Genomic DNA, 14503 nt, shown 5'->3' on the forward strand with positions numbered 1-14503 from the left:
TCACCATCAACCTCTCCAAGCCGGAGAAGGACCCCCGGGCCATCGCCGCCGCCAAGGCGGTCCCCCAGAGCGGCTATCCCAAGTGCCAGCTCTGCCGGGAGAACGAGGGCTACGCCGGGCGCATAAACCACCCCGCCCGGCAGAACCACCGGATTATCCCCGTTGTAATCGACGGCAGGGACTGGTTTTTCCAGTACTCTCCCTATGTCTACTACAACGAGCACTGTATCGTATTCAGCGCCGAGCACACCCCCATGAAGATCGACCGCTCCACCTTCCGCAAGCAGCTGGACTTCATCAGGCAGTTCCCCCACTATTTCGTGGGCTCCAACGCAGACCTTCCCATTGTGGGCGGCTCCATTTTGAGCCACGACCACTTTCAGGGCGGGCGGTATACCTTCGCCATGGAGCGGGCCCCTGTGGAGCGGCCGGTCTCTTTCCCCGGCTTTGATGACGTGGAGGCGGGTATCGTCCGCTGGCCCATGTCCGTCATCCGCCTGCGCTGCGGAGACGATAAACGGCTGGTGGAGCTGGCGGACAAAATCCTCCTGGCCTGGCGGGGATACACCGACGAAGATGCCTTCATCCTCGCAGAGACGGCAGGAGAGCCCCACAACACCATCACCCCCATCGCACGGATGCGGGAGGGAAAATTTGAGCTGGACCTGGTGCTGCGGAACAACATCACCACGGAGGAGTATCCCCTGGGGGTCTACCACCCCCACCAGGAGCTCCACCACATCAAAAAGGAAAATATCGGCCTCATTGAGGTCATGGGCTTGGCAGTGCTGCCCGCCCGCCTCAAGGGTGAGCTGACGCTGCTGGCAGATGCCCTGGTCCAGGGAGAAGACCTCCGGGCCGAAGAGACTCTCGGCAAGCACGCCGATTGGGCGGAGGAGCTGAAAACGAGGTATTCCTTCACGCAGGAGAACGCCCTGGACATCCTGAAAAAAGAGGTGGGCATCGTCTTTGCACAGGTGCTGGAGCACGCCGGCGTCTACAAATGCACTGCCGAAGGGCGGGCCGCTTTCCTGCGGTTTATTGAGACGGTAAAGTGAGGGAATTGCGATGGTAACACAAGAAGTTTTTGGACTTTTGGACGGGAGGAAGATCCCCCTGCTGACACTGACGGACGGCCCTGTGTCCGTGGAGCTGATCCCCCTGGGGGCGGCGGTGCGGGCCATCCGGGTTCCGGACCGGGAGGGGCGGACCGTGGACGTGTGCCTGGGCTACGATACTCCGGCGGAGTACCGGGACTGGAACTCCGCCCTGGGGGGCACCCTGGGCCGGTGCGCCAACCGCATCGGCGGCGCCCGGTTTACCATCGGCGGAGAGGAGTACCGCCTCACCGCCAACGAGGGGGCCAACACCCTCCACGGCGGGGCGGAGGGCTTTCACAAGAAGCTGTGGAGCTATGCCCTGAGGGAGGACTCCGTCACCTTCTCCCTGAACTCCCCCCACGGGGAGGAGGGGTTTCCCGGGAATCTCTGCGCGGAGGTGACCTACACCCTGCGCCGCAGTACGCTGACCATGGCATACCGGGCCTCCTGTGACCGGGACACGGTGGTGAACCTCAGCAATCACACGTATTTCAACTTGGCAGGCCATGACACAGGTTCCATAACGGGCCACCGGGTGACCCTTGGGGCGGGGCGCTATACCCCCAGCGGGGCGGGCAACGTGCCCACAGGGGAGATCGCCCCGGTGGACGGCACGCCCCTGGACCTGCGGCAGGGGGCCCTGCTGGAGGAGCGGCTGGGAGATCCCTTCCTGAAGGGAACCCGGGGCTACGACCACAATTTTGTCTTAGACGGCGGAACGGCCCCAGCGGCGGAGGTGTACTGCCCCGCCACCGGCATCGCCCTGGAGGTATGCACTACCCTGGAGGGGATGCAGTTCTACACCTCCGGCTTCCTGACGGACCGGCCCGGCAAGGGCGGGGCCCAATACGGCAGGGCCGGCGGACTGTGTTTGGAGACCCAGCACTTCCCGGACGCGGTGAATCAGCCGTCCTTCCCGTCTCCCATCCTGCGGGCCGGGGAGGAGTACCGCGAGACCACCTCCTGGCGGTTTTTTCTCAAAAAATAAAAGAAAAGCGGCCCCGGAGACGGAAACACGTCTCCGGGGCCGCTTTGCAAAATGCCCGTCTCAGGGAATCTCCCAGGGCGTCTCCGCCGCCCGGGCCATGGCCGCCTGCTTCCGCCGCCGTCTCCAGCAGACCAGCAGGGTTCCCGCGGAGATCAGGATCACCGCACCGCCGAAGCCGGCGCCCAGAAGAACGGCGGAAAGGTTCCCGCTGCCGCGCTCCCCGGCCTCCTCTGCCAGGCGGTCCTGGATGCCGTCCGCCAGAAGGCGCATGGTCTTTTCCCGGAAGATGTCCCGCAGGCCCACGGCCTCCACGGTCTCCCGGTAGGGCCGGGACATGCCCATGGCCGCAAGGTCCAGATAGATGTCCACCGCCTTGTCCCGGTCCTCCAGGGATATGAGCCACAGGTCCAGGGCGGACAGGGCGGAGGTGGCGTAGCTGATGTAGTACATGGGGCTCTGGAAATTGTGGGGGATCTCCACCCAGAAACAGCTCTCCTCCTCGTCCTCCTCATAGAAGTAGCCGTACTCCTCCGAGATGTCCTTGAAGAGACGGTTGACCTCTTCAAGCGTCATATCCGGGTCCGCGTACACCGCCGTCTGGAATTCGTCGTACATGCAGCCCTCCAGCACGGAGCTGACCATGTTGGAGATGGTGGCCCAGTAGAAGGCCCTGCCACCCTCCGGGCCGAAGATCTCGCCGGCATAGGCGGTGAAGAGCACCTCCAGCCCCTGGGAGTGAATCTCCCCAACGTCGATGTGGAAGGAGGACCACAGGTCGTGCTCCGCGCTGTGGAAGGTCTCGTTGAAGTGGCCGAATTCGTGGATGACGGTGCTGTAGTCCTGGTGGTCCCCGTAAGGGTCATCAAAGATGAAGGCGGTGCCGTAGGCCGGAAGGCCTACGGTGTAGCCCACCGGCAGCTTGCTGTCACTGGGGGCGATGTCGTAGAGGTGGTACTGGCGCATAAAGGCGAAGGTCTCCGCCAGCTCCGGGTCAATGCGCTCCATATAGGGCTCGACGGCGTCCAGAATATCGTCCCCAAAGGCCCGGGTCCGCACGTCCAGGGCCCGCAGGTCCCGCTCAGAGAGGGCGTCCATCAGCCTGACCTCCAGGGGGACCCAGTACCGCTTCGCCGCCCGGCGGACGGTCTCGATATCCTCCGTGGTGTAGTCCCGGTCGTAGCTCTCCCGGTAGGCGTAATCGGCGTAGCTGTCGTAGCCGTTCTCCCTTGCGATCTCCGTCCGCACCCGTACCAGCTGGAGAAAGATCTCCCCGGCGGCCCGGTTTTGTTCCCGCTCCAGCAGGGCGCTGATCTCCCGCCAGGTCCCGTCGTCCAGCTCCCGGGCCTGGGCGAGGGATTCCTCCGTCCACACCTGCCCGTCCACAATGACCTGGGCCGGGCGGGCCATGGCCTGGTCGTAAGCCTGCACCAGCCGCTCCTCCTCCTCGTAAAGGGCGGATTCCCGGTCCGTCAGAGCCTGATAGTTCCGGAGTTCGTCCAGGATCTCCGGCCCTGCGTCCCGCTCCAGAATGTCCCGGTAGGGGGTGTCCGCCAGCAGGCCCAATGTCCGGTAGCACTCGTCAAAGAGCTGGACGGACAGCTGGGAGAGGGCGGCGGACTCGTCTGCGGCCTCCTGGTCCGCCCCGTTGGCGTCATAGCGGATGCCGATCAGAGCGGACTGGGTGGACAGCTGGTCCACTTCCGAGAGAATCCGGCCGTACAGCTCCTCCAGCGCCGCCCGGACCTCAGCGTCCTCCGTCCGGGCGGCGGGGGAGGCGGCGATCTGCTCCAGAGCGGACAGGGCGGACCGCAGGGCGGCGCCGTCATATCCGGTGTATTCCATGTCGGCGAAATCCACCGGCAGATGTTCTTTTTCCGGGTAGCGGCCGGCCGCCCGGGCCGGGATTGTCAGCATCAGGCAGGCTGCCAGCAGGAGCGCACCCAGACCCGGAGCGCAAAAATGTTTTTTCATAAAACGCACCTCGCTGAAAATGCTTAGAATCTGTACTAAAACGGCGTTTTGCCGGTTTTAAAACAAACTCCAGGACTGCCGCCGCCTCAGCCGTCCAGCGCCATCCCGGCCGCCCGGGCTGCATGGATTAAAGTTGTGTCAAAGACGGGCAGCGGGGAATCCTCCTGATGGATGAGAAGGCCGATCTCGGTACAGCCAAGAATGACGCCCTCCGCGCCCTCGTCCCTCAGACGGCCGATCATGCGCCGGAACTGCTCCCGGGAGGCGTCCTTGATCTCGCCCACACAGAGCTCGTGGAAGATGACGCTGTTTACAAGGTCGATGCCGGCCTCATCCGGGATTACCACATCAATGCCCCGGTCAATGAGACGCTGTTTGTAAAAATCCTGGGTCATCGTGTATTTTGTGCCCAGCAGACCCACTTTCCGGACGCGGCATCTCTCCAGCTCGTCGGCGGTGGCGTCCGCGATATGTACGATGGGGATATGAATCATGGAGGCGACCTGGGGAGCGACCTTGTGCATGGTATTCGTGCAGATCAGAAGGAAATCCGCGCCGGCGGCCTCCAGGCCCTGGGCGGCCCGGCCCAGAATGTTGCCGCTCTTTCCCCAATCACCGCTGGACTGGCACTGTTCAATTTCATCAAATTCCACGCTGTACAGGATGATCTTTGCGGAATGCAGCCCGCCCAGCCGGGCTTTGACGGTCTCGTTGATGATTTTGTAATAGAGGACCGTGCTCTCCCAGCTCATTCCGCCGATCAGTCCAATGGTTTTCATATGCAGCCTCCCGACATTTGATCTATGGAATTTAATTATATCAAAAGACGGGGGCGAGCACAAGAGATTTGGCCCAACTGAGGCGAACATAAAAAGGGGCCGCCCGGCGACGCGCGCCGTGCGGCCCAAGCGGGTGGGATATTGGAAAGCTTCCTGGATTATCTTACACCCTGGGGCGCGTCTTTGTAAATAGGAACTTTTGACGCTTTTCCACTTTTTTTGCCGAATCAGGGCAGGTAAAAAGAAATTGTAACTTTTCACCACAACCCCCTTTCCAAAGACCGCCAGATGTGCTATACTACACAAAAGGGAGGATGCGCCTCCCGTCCACACGAAAGGAGCGATCTCGATGAAGTACACCTACACCTGCAAGAAAGTCTCTCTGAACAACTCCATCAAGGACTACGCCGAGAAGAAGATCTCCAAGCTGGAGAAGTATCTGCGGGACGACAACGCCACCGCTCACGTGCTCTTCTCCGTGGAGAAGGATCACCTGTGCGCCGTGGAGGTCACCATCCGGGATGGCGGCACGCTCCTCCGGGCCCAGACGGAGGCGCCGGACGGGGATATGCGGGGCGCCGTGGACGCCGCGGTGGGGTATATTGAGCGTCAGATCTTGAAAAATAAGACCCGCCTGTCCAAGCGCCTGCGGAGCGAGGGCTTCCCGCCCCCGGCCCCGGCGGATGAGTTTGAAGTGGCGGAGGAGAAGGAGTTTCCCATCGTCCGCACCAAGCGCTTTGCGGTGAAGCCTATGAGCGCTGAGGAGGCCATTTTGCAGATGAACCTGCTGGACCACAGTTTCTTTGTGTTCCGCAGCAGCGACGACGACAGCCTGTCCATTGTCTACAAGCGCAAATCCGGCGGCTACGGCCTTATCGTCACGGACGAAGAGGAATAGAGAAGCATGGGGAGGCCGAAAGGCCTCCCCATTTGGTAGGAAAAAGCGGCGCAAAAGCGCCGCTTTGATCTGTTGGAGCTGAGGGAGAGGAAACCGGTCGGAAAGACTGACAGCCTCGGTCCATTCGATCAGGGAATTGACACCGCTGCGAGTAATCTCATGGGCCTCCTTCGGCAAATATGTCAATACCACCAGTGCCGTTTTTTGCATCAGATGTACAGCCAGTCAGACTTATAAGGATCAAACACAAAAGCGCAATCCTCTTCATAAGAATTTTCTCTCTTTTGTTTGAAGCTGCGATTTGTGAAATCGCCAGCGCATGGCTTCATCAACACAAAGGGTAAAATACGATAAGGAGCAGAAAGAGAGCCTTACAAAGTACCCCGGACTAACGGCGGGCGCGTCGCTTATTCGGCTTCCGTGAATTGGGCCGGGTTCCGCAGGGCCTCCGCGATTTCTGCCGGGGGCTTGGCGTGAATTGTCAGGATGTCCTCCCAATCCTCCACAGAAGAGGGCAGGTAGTCCCCCAGGCTCTCCAGGACCGTCATGGACATCACGTCCGTGCCCTCATAGACCGTAAAGCGCAGTACCTCCTCGTACTCCCGCTCCGCGTTCGGGTCCTGTCCCGCCAGAAGTGTTTTCTGCTGCATGAATACGTAGGTGTACAGCGGCGTATCACCCTCCACGCTGGAGGCCTGCTCCCACTCCATGTCGTCCTGAACCAGATCGTCCACCCGCTGGACGGCCGCCTCTGTGTCAATGACGCAGATCTCCAGGCCGCCGGCATCCAAAACCTGCCAGTAGTGGGACTTGGCGCTCCAGTCGTCGTCCAGGCCGTTCCAGGCATCTTCCAGGTCCTGCACGGTGTTCTCCCACGCGTCCATCTTTGCCTCCAGGGCCTCGTCGGGCTCGGAGGGGCGAAGCATCAGCGCCGCGGGAAAGCAGCCGGAGAGCAGCAGGGCCATGGCCGTTCCACAGACGGCGCAGAAAAACAGGGCGGTATATTTTTTCATAATATGTCCTCCTTAAAATGCATGACTACAAGAGGTGAACAACCCCAAGCGTCAGGGCGGTGGTGACGAGGCCCGCCGCAACCAGCCCCAGCGCAATGGCCGGCAGGGCGTGGCGCATCCGGATGTTCAGCGCCGCCGCCACCAGGGACCCGGTCCAGGCCCCGGTGCCCGGCAGGGGAATGCCCACCAGGATCACCAGCCCCAGCAGGCGGTACTTCCGCACCAGCCGCCCCTTGAGGTGGGCCCGGCGCTCCAGCCAGTCGATCCTGGGGCCGAAAAACCGGGTGCCCCGGAGAAAGTCCGCCACGCGGCGGGCCAGCAGGATGATGAGGGGCGCCGGCACCAGGTTGCCCAGAATGGCCGCGGCGCAGGCCAGGGCCGGAGGCAGTCCCGCGGCGATGCCCAGGGGAATGGCTCCCCGCAGCTCCACCACGGGCACCATCGCCGTGGTGAAGGTCAGAAGAAGCTCTTTTGAAACAGTCTCAAAAAAGGCCATGGAATCCTCCAAAACAGGGCGGGCCGGGGGGCACCCCTCCGGCCCGCGGACACGTTATGGGACAGTTTACTCCAGGTTCAGGCGCTTTTTCAAGAAAAACGTGGTGATGCCGTAAAAAACCGCGCCGTAGACCACGTTGGCGAAGATCAGCAGAAACATCCCGATATGAATCCCCGCCATGGCGCTGAGGTGGATGTCGGGGTGGAAAATGCCCCAGTAAAAAAAGTTCACCTGATCCAGAATGTTGATGCCGCTGAACGCGATGATCTGAAAGGCGAACTGGAGGCCGAAGTACCAGACCACCGACCAGGCCATCTTGTGGCTGGGAAGGCTGTGGCCCGCCGCCAGGGCGGCGTAAAACTGGAGGCACATGGACACCAGTCCCAGAAACACCAGTACGATCAGCTCGATGATGATCGCCGTGCCATTGATGGCGTAGTAGGCCTGGACCTTCCGCAGCTCCTGGAAGAGCTCTCCCAGGCCTGTGAAGAAGTATCTGATGAAGTCAATATCGAAGGCCACGATGCAGCTGGCCAGAATCACCGCCAGGGTGGTGACAATGAACCACACCGAGGAGACGATGAGCTTCGACCAGACGTGCTGGTGGATGGAGACCGGCAGGGTCAGCATGACATAGCCCTCGTCCTGGAGGAGGTTCTTATAAAACCGCTGAATCATCAGCACAAAGGATACGATGCACACGCCGAAGATGGCAAAGCCGAAGGCAGTCAGCATCAAAATGCCCAGCATACTGAGAAACCAGGTGCGGCTGTCCAGCAGATACCGCAGAGAGAGGTTGGCGGGCACAGACGTGGCCAGCAGGATGCCGATCACCGGCAGCATAATGCGCCCGGTGGCCCGGAACTCGTGCTTTAAGAGTTTCCTCAGCATTTGAACACCTCCCGGAACAGGGCGTCCACGCTCATGCCCTTTTCCTCCCGGATCTCGTCCACGGAGGACTGGAGCATGACCTGGCCCCGGTTGATGAAGATCACCTCGTCCAGCACCTTCTCCACATCGGAGATCAGGTGGGTGGAGATGACCACCGCCGCCTCGGGGTTATAGTTGCTGATGATGGTGGAGAGGATGTAGTCCCGGGTGGCCGGGTCCACGCCGCCGATGGGCTCATCCAGCAGATACAGCTTTGCCTGGCGGCTCATGACCATGATGAGCTGGACCTTTTCCCGGGTGCCCTTGCTCATCTGCTTTACCCGCTGGGTGGGAGAGATGTCCAGGTGCTGGAGCATCTCCTCCGCAGCGTCCCGGCGGAAGTCGGGGTAGAAATCGCCGTAGAAGTCCAGCAGCTGCCGGGCGGACATCCAGGTGGGGATGCAGGTGCGCTCCGGCAGGTAGCTCACCAGGGCGTGGGTGGCCCGGCCGGGGGCGGCGCCGCAGATCAGGATCTCTCCCTCGCTGGGGGTCAGCAGGCCGTTGGCCAGCTTGATGAGGGTGGTCTTGCCGCTGCCATTGGGGCCCAGCAATCCCACAATCCGGCCCGGCTCGATGGTAATGCTCACCTGCTCCAGGGCCGGAGCCTTGCCATAGCGCTTGGTCAGGTTGTTACACTGCAAGACTGACATCGCCGTTCCCCCCTCCCGTGATCTCCTGCCGCAGCATATTGATGACTTCCTCCCGCTGGTAGCCCAGGCGGGTCATAGCGTCCAGAAAGGCGGTGATATGCCGTTCCGCCAGGGCGCGTTTCGCCGTTTCAATCATTGCCTTGTCCTCCGTCACAAATCTCCCCGCGGTCCGCTGGCTGTATACCAGACCGTCCCGCTCCAGTTCCGTCAGCGCCCGCTGCATGGTGTTGGGGTTGACCCCGGCCTCCGTGGCCAGGTCCCGCACCGACGGCAGGCGCTCTCCCGGCGGAAACACGCCGGAGACGATGCCCACCTTGATCTGCTCGATCAGCTGCGAGTAGATGGGGGCGTCGCCGCTAAATAGCCATAACATCTCAAACCTCCTGTACGTCTGTATGCCTGTATTGTGTAACTAATACAATAGCACAGATTTTGGATTTGTCAAGGGGGTAGGAGAGAATTTTTCAAAAATAATTCAACGCCCAGGCGGGCAACCGCCGGGGCGCAGGGGATACCGTGTTATTTCGGCTTTTCGTCCCGGCGCTTCCGGGGCGGGAGAAAGGCCAGAAGGAGACCCGGGGTCAGGAACAGGAGAGGCCGACAGGAGAAACAGACAGCCCCAGGCCGCCAGCAGCCACCCCAGCACGAAGCCATACGTATTCCATATCTTGCCTGGGTCCGGCAGGGGACGGGAGGATGGGGGAAGCGCTCCGGGCCGCCTTTCAACAAATAGTCCGTGGTGACGTGGAAGCAGCCGCTGATGCGGATGACTTTTTCCGTCTCGGGCATGGTCCCGTCCCGCTCCCAGCGGCTCACCGCCTGGCGGCTAACGTTCAGGAGCTCCGACAGAGCGTCCTGGCTGAGACCCTCCCGGGCGCGGAGCTTTTGCAGTTTTTCTCCGAAGGGCATAGGGGTGTCCTCCTGAGGGTTGATGAGAAGAATATCCCAATTTTCGGGTGGTTTTACCAGCAACCCAATGCGGAATATGCGCAACTTGAGGTTGCAGGGGAGCTTTTGCTCACCCCGACGGGCGGGGAGGGATACAGCTGTAAGAATGGCTGGTGCATTCCGTGCCGCAAAGCGGCAGAATCCCCCGTCCCCGGCCCAAGGCCGGACACCTCAGTACCGCTGGTCCAGAATGGCTACGACGTCTGCCAGCGCCCCCTCCCGGGCATCACACACGACCGTGGCCCCGCACTCCCGCACAGCGGGAATGCAGTTGGCAGGCGCAAACCCCTCCCGGGAGGCGGTGAGCATGGAGATGTCATTGGCCTCATCCCCCGCGCAGTAGACATGCTCCATGGAGATCCCCAGCCGCCCGGCCAGGCGACGCACCATGCCGCCCTTGTTGGCCCCCTTGACGGTCATCTCCAGCAGCGTCTGGCCGGAGAAAATCAGCTCGTAGTCCCCGGCCCAGCCCTGCCCCCGCAGAAAGGCCACAATCTCCTCCAGCGTCCCGTGCTCCGCCTCGAAGAGGAGCTTGCCCAGAGGCAGGGGAACCTCGGTCAGGCTGGAGGTCTCGGTCACCGCTACCTTGGTCAGGTGCTCGTGCCGGCGGGTGAATTCGTTGGGATGTACGGCGTGAATCACATTTCCGATGTGATAGGCCTCCACCGCTGCCGCGGGAAAGCGGTCCAGAATCACCTGGCCGCGCTCCAGAGACCGCTGGTCCAGCAGGGCGGTCTCCAGATACTCCCCGGTCTGGAAGTCGTACAGGGCCGCGCCGTTGCACACTACGCCGGGAGCGTTCATGGGCACCAGCTCCGCGTATTTCAGGAAGGCCGCCAGAGCCCGCCCTGTGGAGACGGCAAAGCGGCCCCCTTGGGCCATGAAGTATGTTAGGGACTCCCGGTTCCGCTCCGGCAGGGGCGGCACCGGCGCGCCGGTGCGGAGGGCCTCCTCCGTGTAGATCAGAGTGTTGTCAAAGTCACTGGCCAGCAGTACGCCGTCAAATTTTCCCATGAGGGCTGCTCCTTTCTAATCTGAAAAAGACCGCCGCCCGCGGCGCGGGCGGCGGGAAGATGTGCGGTTTCAGGATACGGGCTTTAGCGTACGTCCGCTTTTTTCGGCTGCGCCGGGGCTTTATTCCCCTTTGGGCGGCGTACCGCCGCCCTTGCCACGGCGGCGTCCGCCCCGGTAGTAGGGCTTGCGGCGCTTAGTCTCGCCGCCCTCGCCGGAGGAGTCGCTCTTGGCCTGCTGGGGCTTGGGGGACTTGGGCTTTGCGCTGCCTCCGGCGGGCTTTTTGCCGGCCGGCCGCTCTTCCGCCGGGCGGGGCGGCTGGCCGCCGGCCGCCGGCTTTCCGCTGTGGGTCCGCCGTCCGCCCCGGTGGCGGCGGATGCGCTTTTCGCCGCCCTCCTGGCCGAACTTCTCCCGGACAGGAGCGTCCTCCAAGGGGTGGTCCATATAGAAAGGGGTGGAGAGAATGGGCATGTCAAAGGGCTCCTCCGTCCGTTCCTCTACGTACCGGGCGGGGCGCTCCGGGATCTCAATGCCCTCCCGGCTGCCCTTGCCGTTGCGCAGCACCTTTATCTCGCAGCTGCGGTAGGTCCTTAAGGGCTCGTTGGGACCGGCGGAATCCAAAGAGACCTTCATGGTCTCCCGCAGCAGGTCCACGCTCTTCACGTTGCCGGGGCCGTCGGGGGTTTGAACAAAGGACTCCGCCTTGGGCATCCGCTTGGCGGCGTCCTCATAGGCGTTCTGTTCGTATTTCAGGCAGCACATCAGCCGCCCGCAGGTGCCGGAGATCTTGGTGGGGTTCAGACTGAGATTCTGGGTTTTGGCCATCTTGATGGAGACGGGGAGAAAGCCGTCCAAGAACTGGGAGCAGCAGAAGGGCCGCCCGCAGATGCCCAGGCCCCCGATCATCTTGGCCTCATCCCGCACGCCGATCTGCCTGAGCTCGATGCGGGCCCGGAACACGGAGGCCAGATCCCGCACCAGCTCCCGGAAGTCCACCCGGCCGTCGGCAGTGAAGTAGAAAATGATCTTGTTTCCGTCAAAACTGGCGGAGACGTTGACCAGCTTCATCTCCAGGCCGTGGGCGGCGATCTTCCGCTCACAGATGTCAAAGGCCTCCCGCTCCTTTTTTTTGTTGTACTCCACGGTGCGGCAGTCGCTCTCCGTGGCCATGCGCAGCATGGCGCACAGGGGGCGGACGATGGCGGAATCATCCACCTCGTGGTTGCCCTCCGTGCAGGTGGCGAACTCCGGGCCCTGGGCGGTCTCCACGATCACCTGGTCCCCCATCTTCACCACAGTCCCCCTGGGATCAAAATAATAATTTTTGCAGCCGCCCCGAAAGCGGACGCTGATTACCTCTGTCAAAAGATATCCTCCAATTCCACCGCCAGGGCGCCCAGCACATGGCCTGGGCCAACGTTATAGGCGCATTCCCCGCGGTACTTCTGCAACAACTCTATTGTGCGCACAATTTGGGATTTTGTCAAGTTTTTCGCGAGAAAAGACACGGTCTCCCGGCGAATTTCCTCCGGCTGCTGCCCATACAGCGACAGCAGCGCCGCGGAAAAGGCCTCCCGGCACCCCTCCAGCATGGCGGAAAGGTCCTCCCGGGTCATCCGCTTTTTCTCCAGCCGCACCGCCAGCTCCGCGGCGGCACCCCGCTTTTTGGAGCCCAAAACCCGGCACAGGTTTTCAGCGGCCTCCGGAAGAGGCTCGCCATCCGCGCTGTCCGGCGCTCCGGGCCGGAGCTTCAGCTCCACACAGCGGGAGCGCAGGGTCTGTAAAACCACGGCGGCATTTTCTGCGCAGAAGAGAAAAGCGGCGTAGGGCGGACCCTCCTCTACAATTTTCAGCAGCACATTCTGGTCCTGCTCCGTCAAAAGGCCGCAGTCCGGAAAGATGTAGACCTTCCGCCGGCCCTCGTTGGGGCGGATATAGGCGTCCGCCCGGAGACTGCGTACCACGTCCACAGCGATATTTTTGTGGGCTTCGTCACGGACAGTGGCGACATCAGGGTGAATGCCTGCCAGGACCTTCCGGCAGGCGGGGCAGACGCCGCAGGGCTTTGCCCCCTCTCCCCGACACTCCAGGGCGGCGGCGGTGTACTGGGCGGCGCCGGCGAGATCGCCGCTGCCGGTGAACAGCAGCGCATGGGACAGCGTGCCCCGGGCGGCGGCCTCCCGAATGCGGACGGCGGCGGGGTCGGCGGGTGAAAAAGGGGCCATGGCGGCAGCTCCTCTCCTGGCGGATATGGGATTCCGCCGGCGGTTCCGAAGGGGAGCCGGGCGGTCCTCTGCCCCACAATTATACCCCGCCGGCGGCTTCATTGCAAGTCCCCGCCGTGCCGGAGGGGCGCCGTCCGGCCGGATGGGCAGGGCGGCGGAAAATGAAAAAATTTCTTCGGAACGCAAACGTGTGCCCAAAACATTCCGGGGGGAGAAGTCGCAAAAAACGTCCATTTTTGAGACGGTTTTTCGCCGTTTTGTGCAAAACTTACAGAAACGGAGGGGATTATTCCGGTTTCTGGTGAATTTCTTATGAAATTTATGAATTGTTTTCCAGAAAATGACCTATTATAATATTATAGCTAACTGATCTGACCGGCGCAGCACAGACCCGTGCACGGACACAAGACATCATCTGCCCGGCGGGGCAGAGACAAAAAAACGGAGGAATGAAGATGAGCAAAAAGTACTGCTACCTGTTCACCGAGGGCAACGCCAATATGCGGGAGCTCCTGGGCGGCAAGGGCGCCAACCTTGCCGAGATGACCAACATCGGCCTGCCCGTGCCCCAGGGCTTCACCATTACCACCGAGGCCTGCACCCAGTACTATGAGGACGGCCAGAAGATCAATGACGAGATCTTCGCCGAGATCATGGAGTACATCGAGAAGATGGAGTCTATCACCGGCAAGAAGTTCGGCGATCTGGAGAATCCTCTGCTGGTCTCCGTCCGCTCCGGTGCCCGGGCCTCCATGCCCGGCATGATGGACACCATTTTGAATCTGGGCCTTAACGAGACCGTGGTGGATGTGCTGGCCAAGAAGTCCAACAACCCCCGCTGGGCCTGGGACTGCTACCGCCGCTTTATTCAGATGTACTCCGATGTGGTCATGGAAGTCGGCAAGAAATACTTTGAGCAGCTCATCGACAAGATGAAGGAGGCCCGGGGCGTCAAGCAGGACGTGGAGCTCACCGCCGGGGACCTGAAGGAGCTGGCCGGTCAGTTCAAGGCCGAGTACAAGGCCAAGATCGGCCAGGACTTCCCCTCCGACCCCAAGGAGCAGCTGATGGGCGCCGTCAAGGCCGTGTTCCGCTCCTGGGACAATCCCCGTGCCAACGTCTACCGCCGGGACAACGACATCCCCTATTCCTGGGGCACCGCTGTCAACGTCCAGTCCATGGCCTTCGGCAACATGGGCGACGACTGCGGCACCGGCGTGGCCTTTACCCGCAACCCCGCCACCGGCGAGAAGAAGCTGATGGGCGAGTTCCTCACCAACGCCCAGGGCGAGGACGTGGTGGCCGGCGTGCGCACCCCCATGCCCATCCAGGAGATGGCCGAGAAGTTCCCCGAGGCCTTTGCCCAGTTCAAGGACGTGTGCGCCCGGCTGGAGGACCACTACCGGGATATGCAGGATATGGAGTTCACCGTGGAGCATGGCAAGCTCTATATGCTCCAGACCCGCAACGGCAAGCGCACCGCCGCCGCCGCCC

General features: G+C 61.9%; 14 protein-coding genes and 1 pseudogene. 4 read left to right on the plus strand and 11 right to left on the minus strand.

The annotated features are described in order from the left end of the window. On the plus strand, nucleotides 1-1058 hold a 1058-nt coding region (locus QZ326_RS06635; RefSeq protein ID WP_295742915.1), incomplete at its 5' end, for a UDP-glucose--hexose-1-phosphate uridylyltransferase. A gap of 10 nt (nucleotides 1059-1068) precedes the next feature. Next, on the plus strand, nucleotides 1069-2088 hold the full coding sequence (locus tag QZ326_RS06640) for an aldose epimerase family protein (RefSeq protein WP_295742918.1): 1020 nt from the start codon (nucleotides 1069-1071) through the stop codon (nucleotides 2086-2088). A 60-nt stretch (nucleotides 2089-2148) separates the two neighbouring features. Here QZ326_RS06640 and QZ326_RS06645 read toward each other — a convergent pair whose 3' ends face one another. Continuing rightward, entirely contained in the window at nucleotides 2149-4059 is a 1911-nt protein-coding gene (locus QZ326_RS06645; protein ID WP_295742922.1) for a M3 family metallopeptidase, read from the minus strand. A gap of 86 nt (nucleotides 4060-4145) precedes the next feature. Further along, nucleotides 4146-4838 (minus strand): aspartate/glutamate racemase family protein, encoded by a 693-nt coding sequence (locus QZ326_RS06650; protein ID WP_295742926.1) that lies wholly within the window; start codon nucleotides 4836-4838, stop codon nucleotides 4146-4148. Between the two features lie 349 nt (nucleotides 4839-5187). Between QZ326_RS06650 and raiA the strand changes: the two genes are divergently transcribed. Further along, entirely contained in the window at nucleotides 5188-5736 is a 549-nt protein-coding gene (gene raiA, locus QZ326_RS06655) for a ribosome hibernation-promoting factor, HPF/YfiA family (protein ID WP_295742928.1), read from the plus strand. 407 nt (nucleotides 5737-6143) lie between these two features. Here the strand turns inward: raiA and QZ326_RS06660 are convergent, their stop codons facing one another. From QZ326_RS06660 to QZ326_RS06700, 9 genes and pseudogenes are all read right to left on the minus strand, one after another. After that, the gene (locus QZ326_RS06660; RefSeq protein WP_295742931.1) at nucleotides 6144-6749 is read right to left on the minus strand and encodes a hypothetical protein; all 606 of its coding nucleotides are present in this window, start codon (nucleotides 6747-6749) and stop codon (nucleotides 6144-6146) included. Nucleotides 6750-6774: 25 nt separating this feature from the next. Further along, the gene (locus QZ326_RS06665; protein WP_295742934.1) at nucleotides 6775-7245 is read right to left on the minus strand and encodes a small multi-drug export protein; all 471 of its coding nucleotides are present in this window, start codon (nucleotides 7243-7245) and stop codon (nucleotides 6775-6777) included. A 66-nt stretch (nucleotides 7246-7311) separates the two neighbouring features. Next, nucleotides 7312-8136: a hypothetical protein gene (locus QZ326_RS06670; RefSeq protein ID WP_295742937.1), complete on the minus strand. Its 825-nt coding sequence runs from the start codon at nucleotides 8134-8136 to the stop codon at nucleotides 7312-7314. Next, nucleotides 8130-8825 (minus strand): ABC transporter ATP-binding protein, encoded by a 696-nt coding sequence (locus QZ326_RS06675; RefSeq protein ID WP_295742939.1) that lies wholly within the window; start codon nucleotides 8823-8825, stop codon nucleotides 8130-8132. Before QZ326_RS06675 ends, QZ326_RS06670 begins: the two co-directional genes overlap by 7 nt. Next, complete coding sequence (locus QZ326_RS06680; protein WP_295742941.1) at nucleotides 8806-9198, minus strand: GntR family transcriptional regulator; 393 nt, start codon at nucleotides 9196-9198, stop codon at nucleotides 8806-8808. The genes QZ326_RS06675 and QZ326_RS06680 overlap by 20 nt, the downstream gene beginning before the upstream one ends. Before the next feature lie 146 nt (nucleotides 9199-9344). Continuing rightward, on the minus strand, nucleotides 9345-9734 hold the full coding sequence (locus tag QZ326_RS06685) for a helix-turn-helix domain-containing protein (protein WP_295742944.1): 390 nt from the start codon (nucleotides 9732-9734) through the stop codon (nucleotides 9345-9347). 210 nt (nucleotides 9735-9944) lie between these two features. Continuing rightward, nucleotides 9945-10787 (minus strand): HAD-IIB family hydrolase, encoded by an 843-nt coding sequence (locus QZ326_RS06690; RefSeq protein ID WP_295742947.1) that lies wholly within the window; start codon nucleotides 10785-10787, stop codon nucleotides 9945-9947. A gap of 549 nt (nucleotides 10788-11336) precedes the next feature. Next, a pseudogene (locus QZ326_RS06695) lies at nucleotides 11337-12149 on the minus strand (stage 0 sporulation family protein); the annotation flags it as partial. Beyond that, complete coding sequence (locus QZ326_RS06700; protein WP_295742952.1) at nucleotides 12146-13009, minus strand: DNA polymerase III subunit delta'; 864 nt, start codon at nucleotides 13007-13009, stop codon at nucleotides 12146-12148. The pseudogene QZ326_RS06695 and the gene QZ326_RS06700, both read right to left, overlap by 4 nt. A gap of 455 nt (nucleotides 13010-13464) precedes the next feature. On the opposite strand from QZ326_RS06700, the gene QZ326_RS06705 reads away from it, so the two are divergent. Beyond that, a partial coding sequence (locus QZ326_RS06705; RefSeq protein ID WP_295742953.1) for a PEP/pyruvate-binding domain-containing protein occupies nucleotides 13465-14503 on the plus strand: 1039 nt, incomplete at its 3' end.

This window comes from uncultured Oscillibacter sp. (genome assembly GCF_910587525.1).
Classification (GTDB): Bacteria; Bacillota; Clostridia; order Oscillospirales; family Oscillospiraceae; genus Oscillibacter.

What these genes read in the sequence shown, in the direction of transcription:
- QZ326_RS06675 (WP_295742939.1), bottom strand. Translation starts at nt 8,825, where the DNA reads ATGTCAGTCTTGCAGTGTAACAACCTGACCAAGCGCTATGGCAAGGCT.
- QZ326_RS06645 (WP_295742922.1), bottom strand. Translation starts at nt 4,059, where the DNA reads ATGAAAAAACATTTTTGCGCTCCGGGTCTGGGTGCGCTCCTGCTGGCA.
- QZ326_RS06665 (WP_295742934.1), bottom strand. Translation starts at nt 7,245, where the DNA reads ATGGCCTTTTTTGAGACTGTTTCAAAAGAGCTTCTTCTGACCTTCACC.
- QZ326_RS06690 (WP_295742947.1), bottom strand. Translation starts at nt 10,787, where the DNA reads ATGGGAAAATTTGACGGCGTACTGCTGGCCAGTGACTTTGACAACACT.
- QZ326_RS06660 (WP_295742931.1), bottom strand. Translation starts at nt 6,749, where the DNA reads ATGAAAAAATATACCGCCCTGTTTTTCTGCGCCGTCTGTGGAACGGCC.
- QZ326_RS06650 (WP_295742926.1), bottom strand. Translation starts at nt 4,838, where the DNA reads ATGAAAACCATTGGACTGATCGGCGGAATGAGCTGGGAGAGCACGGTC.
- raiA (WP_295742928.1), top strand. Translation starts at nt 5,188, where the DNA reads ATGAAGTACACCTACACCTGCAAGAAAGTCTCTCTGAACAACTCCATC.
- QZ326_RS06680 (WP_295742941.1), bottom strand. Translation starts at nt 9,198, where the DNA reads ATGTTATGGCTATTTAGCGGCGACGCCCCCATCTACTCGCAGCTGATC.
- QZ326_RS06670 (WP_295742937.1), bottom strand. Translation starts at nt 8,136, where the DNA reads ATGCTGAGGAAACTCTTAAAGCACGAGTTCCGGGCCACCGGGCGCATT.
- QZ326_RS06640 (WP_295742918.1), top strand. Translation starts at nt 1,069, where the DNA reads ATGGTAACACAAGAAGTTTTTGGACTTTTGGACGGGAGGAAGATCCCC.
- QZ326_RS06700 (WP_295742952.1), bottom strand. Translation starts at nt 13,009, where the DNA reads ATGGCCCCTTTTTCACCCGCCGACCCCGCCGCCGTCCGCATTCGGGAG.
- QZ326_RS06685 (WP_295742944.1), bottom strand. Translation starts at nt 9,734, where the DNA reads ATGCCCTTCGGAGAAAAACTGCAAAAGCTCCGCGCCCGGGAGGGTCTC.